6 protein-coding genes are annotated in these 4,441 nt (G+C 63.1%); 5 read left to right on the top strand and 1 reads right to left on the bottom strand.

Translation table 11 applies throughout. The annotated features are described in order from the left end of the window. Positions 1-188: 188 nt before the first annotated feature. The 5 genes from BMI01S_RS36065 (at position 189) to BMI01S_RS43635 (ending at position 3,757) form a co-directional block, all read left to right on the top strand. A complete protein-coding gene (locus tag BMI01S_RS36065) occupies positions 189-1,178 on the top strand; it encodes an ABC transporter substrate-binding protein (protein ID WP_028215553.1) in 990 nt (329 codons plus the stop codon). A gap of 24 nt (positions 1,179-1,202) precedes the next feature. Then, positions 1,203-2,177 (top strand): ABC transporter permease subunit, encoded by a 975-nt coding sequence (locus BMI01S_RS36060; RefSeq protein WP_028232966.1) that lies wholly within the window; start codon positions 1,203-1,205, stop codon positions 2,175-2,177. Next, complete coding sequence (locus BMI01S_RS36055) at positions 2,174-2,950, top strand: ATP-binding cassette domain-containing protein (RefSeq protein WP_028232965.1); 777 nt, start codon at positions 2,174-2,176, stop codon at positions 2,948-2,950. Before BMI01S_RS36060 ends, BMI01S_RS36055 begins: the two co-directional genes overlap by 4 nt. Before the next feature lie 85 nt (positions 2,951-3,035). After that, positions 3,036-3,389, top strand: a complete 354-nt coding sequence (locus BMI01S_RS36050) for a DOPA 4,5-dioxygenase family protein (protein ID WP_028215550.1) — start codon at positions 3,036-3,038, stop codon at positions 3,387-3,389. Between the two features lie 137 nt (positions 3,390-3,526). After that, positions 3,527-3,757, top strand: a complete 231-nt coding sequence (locus BMI01S_RS43635) for a hypothetical protein (protein WP_081716337.1) — start codon at positions 3,527-3,529, stop codon at positions 3,755-3,757. 98 nt (positions 3,758-3,855) lie between these two features. On the opposite strand, the gene BMI01S_RS36045 is transcribed toward BMI01S_RS43635, so the two are convergent. Next, positions 3,856-4,293: a hypothetical protein gene (locus BMI01S_RS36045; RefSeq protein WP_028215549.1), complete on the bottom strand. Its 438-nt coding sequence runs from the start codon at positions 4,291-4,293 to the stop codon at positions 3,856-3,858. Positions 4,294-4,441: the final 148 nt, after the last annotated feature.

Here is a 4,441-nt window from a genome sequence, read left to right as displayed (position 1 = left end):
CAATGAAATAGTCAGTCGTCCCACAAATCGGGACGTCTGCATCCGACGCGCATAAACAGCTGAAAGCGTGCAGGAAAACACCAGGCCCCGTAGCAGTGCGCCTCAGTATACTGGGCGACTGCCGCCGGGCGTCGTCGCCTCGGGAAGATTGGGCGCCGTGCGTCGGACTCACCTGGAGGAAGACAACCATGTTGCGCAACGCTCTTCGCTGTCTGATGGCTTATTCCACGATCGCCGTTGCTGCGCTCGGCACGTTGCCCGGCGCGGCGCACGCAGATGCGGCGCATCCCGTGGTTGCCTTGTTGCCCGGCGTCACCGATCCCTTCTACTTCACGATGCACCGCGGCGCGGAACGCGCGGCGAAGGAAGACAACATCCAGTTGCTGTTCCAAGTGCCAAAGGCCTGGAACACCACTGAGCAGGTGCCTATTCTCAAGGCGTTCATCGCCAGGCACCCCGACGTGCTGCTTGTTTCGCCCGTGGACAAGCAGCAGCTCATCGGCCCGCTCAAAGAGGCCGCCGACGCCGGCATCAAGGTCATCACCGTCGACACCTATATCGGCGATGGCCACTATCAGACAGGCAAGGGCGACGCCGATTTCCCGCTTTCGTATATCGCTTCGGACAACCTGGAAGGTGGCCGGGTGGCGGCTCGCTCGCTCGCCAAGGCGATTGGCGACAGGGGCACCGTCTATTGCGAGAACAACAAGCCGGGCATCTCAAGCACCGATGCACGTGCGCAAGGCTTCATGGAAGAAATGAAGAAGCACCCCAACATCAAGGTGCTCGAAACACAATACAACGAGGACGACGCCAATCGCGCCGCTTCGCATGTCGCGGCGGTGCTCGCGCGCAATCCCGATCTCGCGGGCGTGTTCGGCGCCAACACGTTCTCGGGTGCCGGCGCGGCGCAAGGCGTGAAGAATGCGGGCAAGCAGGGTATGGTCAAGGTGGTCGTGTTCGACGCCGTGCCGGGCATCGACGAGCAGATCCGCAGCGGCCTCGTCGATATTGCCATTGCGCAGTTGCCCGATCAGATGGGCTATTACGCCGTGAAGTTCGCCGCTGACGTCATCCACGACAAGAAAATTCCCACCTACAAGGGCACGGGTTTCGTGGTGCTGGACAGGTCGAACATCGACAAGCCGGAGATGAAGCAGTACATCTACTCGAATTGAGCCACTCGAACTGAACCGGGCCACATGAACGACAAACGACTCGACAGGCTCGCGCTCGTCAGCAAAATCTGGCCGTGGCTCTTTCTCGGCTCGCTGCTCGTCTTTTTCGAGACGTGGGCGCGCATCTCGGCGCATCGGTCGTTCGTGTTCAACGCCTACAACCTGCAGTCGATCGGGCTTGCCGCGAGCGCGCCGCTGTTGCTCGCCATCGGTCAGACCTTCGTGATCATCACCGCCGGCATTGATCTTTCGGTGGGCTTCGTCATGGGACTCGCGGCTGTGTGCGTCGCGCAGTTTACGATCCCCGGCGGCGATACTCCGTGGATTCTGCTTCTGTCGATTCCGCTCACCATACTCGTGTGCCTGATCCCAGGCCTCGTGAATGGTGTGCTGATCGCACGGCTCGGCGTGCCGGCGTTCATCGGCACGCTCGGCATGTATGGCGTCGCGCGGGGCGTGGGCTTTCTCGCCGCGGGCAACGGCATGACCGTCTCCGTGAACAACCGGGGGCTCGCGTGGTTGGGCAGCGGCTGGACGCCCATGGTTCTCACGGTTGTACTGCTCGTCGTCATGCATTTCGTGCTCTCGCAAACCCGATTTGGTCAGTACACCTATGCGATTGGCGGCAATCCGCAGTCGGCGATACGCGCGGGCATCAACGTGCGCCGCCATCTGGTCGCGATCTATCTCATCGCAGCGGTCTTCGCGGCGGTGGGCGGCATCGTCTACACGGCGCGCTTCGCCGCCGGCGCGGCAAACGCAGGCGAGCCCATGCTGCTCGATTCGATCGCGGCGGTCGTGATCGGCGGCGCGAGTCTCTTTGGTGGAACGGGCAACGTCGTTGGCACGCTGATCGGCGCGCTCATCATCGCCGTGATCGAGTTCGGGCTCGTGTTCATCGACGTCAATGCGTTCTGGCAATTCATCGTGGTCGGCATCGTCATCATTCTTTCGGTGCTGATCGACCAGTACAAGGGCAGGCTCGGAGGTGCCCAATGAGCGGCGCGATCGTCACGCCGATACTCGAGGCGCGTGACATCTCGATTCGGTTTGGCGGCGTGGAGGCGCTCAAGCGTGTCTCGCTGCGGCTCATGCCGGGCGAAGTGCTCGCGCTCGCGGGCGACAACGGCGCGGGAAAGTCGACGCTCATCAAGATTCTCTCGGGCGTCTATCGCGCCGATGGGGGCGATCTGCACTTCGAAGGCCGTCCGCTGCAACTGCGCGATCCGCAGGAAGCGCGCTCGCAAGGTATCGAAACCATCTATCAGGATCTCGCGCTTGCCGACAATCTCGACGTGGGCAGCAATATTTTCCTCGGCCGCGAGCCCGTGCGGCGCAGGTTCGGCTTGCAGCTGATCGATCGACCGCATATGGCGCGCGTTGCGCGCGAAGTGCTGGAGCGACTCGATATCGTGATTCCGCCGCGCAAGCTTGCGGGGCCCGTCAAAATGCTCTCGGGCGGGCAGCGGCAGGCCATAGCGATCGGCCGGGCGATCTACTGGAACGCGCGCGTGTTGATCATGGACGAGCCCACGGCGGCGCTTGGCGTGCCCGAACAGCGCAAGGTGATGGCGTTGATCCGTGCGCTCAAGGCACAGGGCGTAGCCGTGATCCTCATTGCGCACAACCTGCACGATATTTTTGCTGTGGCGGACCGCATTATCGTGCTGCGGCGCGGCGAAGTGGCGGGCGAGCGGCGTGTGGCCGAAACCGACGGCGACGAAATCGTGCGTCTGATGGTCGGCGACACGTATTCAGGCGCGGCGCCATGAAGCGTGGCGTTGTGCGTGGGCATGCACGGCGGGGGCGTTCGATGGACAATAGCGGCTCGAACCCGCATTGCAGTCCTGCATCGCCATGAACTACCTCGATCCCGCCGATATCACGAGCTGGCACGCGCACATCTATTTCGACGCGGCGACGCGCGAAGCCGCCTTGACCCTGCGCGAAGCAATCGAAGCCCGCTTCGGCGAAGTCGTGGAGATCGGGCGTTTCCACGAACGCCCGGTCGGGCCGCATCCGATGTGGTCGTATCAGCTCGCCATTCCGCGCGAGCGTTTCATGACAGTCTTCGAATGGCTCACGCTCAATCACGGCTCGCTCGACGTGTTCGTGCATCCGAACACGAGGGATGCGCTGCGCGACCATCGCGACGCCGCCGTGTGGATCGGCCGTTCGCACAGTCTAGATCTTGGTGTCCTTGGCGGCTGACTTCGTTTGTTAGCCCGCAGGCTGCAGCGCGCCGGGCTGGCGCGTGCTCGGAGCGTGTCATATCTGTCGGAAAGGAGCCCGGGATGAACCCCTCTGCATACTCATGACTTGCGCAATGCTGACCGGCGCATCCGGCAATGCACGACGACCTTGGTGCGCCGCAAAACAGCCTTGCGCTCATGCCGAACGCTGCACCCGGCAGCGAGTACCCGACTCACGGCAATCGCCAGGCTGGCGAAATGCCGGTTGGCCCCACGGATCCGCGTGGGCAACTCGCAAATGGCCACCCGAACAACGCGGAGGCAGGCGGTTATGGGGCGCCGTTGGCGGGCGTTCGCTCGGATGGTCAAAGCGCGCCTGGCAGGTGAGGAAGGCGTGCGTTCGCCGGCCCGCTGGCAGGTACCGTTCGGATCGTGGACACGATTTGCCTATCCCAGCGGGCCATCTATTCATGCGGGGGAGCGGTCTATTGATGCGACACGCTGAGCTTCACCCGCGTCGAACCGTCGCTCTGCGCCGTGATTTCGGTTCGGCTGCCGCGCTGCCCCAGGTAGAAGTGCTGGCGGCCTGGCGAATTCACGTCGTGTGTTGCGTCGGGCAGGCACGCGGCAATATCGGCGCCTAAGCCCTCCAGTGCGTTCGTCCCCGATCCAGCGTCGCGTGCACTCCAGACGCACTGATAGGTTGCGCCGGCTGTCGCACATTGCGCGTCGTCGCCGTAGGGCTGCGCAATGGCACGTCCGTCGGCGGGATTCAGTGAAGCGAAATGCTGCGGTGCAGCCGCGATGATGCGCTTTAGCGCGCCGCAGGGACTCGCACTGTCGTCTGCATAAGCGGCTATTGGCGCGCTCGATATGACGATGGTCGAACACAGCGTGATGATCCGTGCGATCGATGAATTCATGGAGCTCCGCTGCGTGAGCGCAGCGCCTCATCATGGCGGTGAAAGCGATGGTTGCAAGCGACGTGCCGGGAATAGCTTTGCAGACTGGCGCGAGAACGATCACCGCGCGGAGCGATGGGAAGAAGGGCTTGCAGCCCGCCGGCTGTAG

Source organism: Paraburkholderia mimosarum LMG 23256 = NBRC 106338 (genome assembly GCF_000739815.1).
Lineage (GTDB): Bacteria > Pseudomonadota > Gammaproteobacteria > Burkholderiales > Burkholderiaceae > Paraburkholderia > Paraburkholderia mimosarum.
The sequence above is the reverse complement of the archived record's forward strand: the minus strand, read 5'-3'. Positions and strand labels throughout refer to the sequence as shown.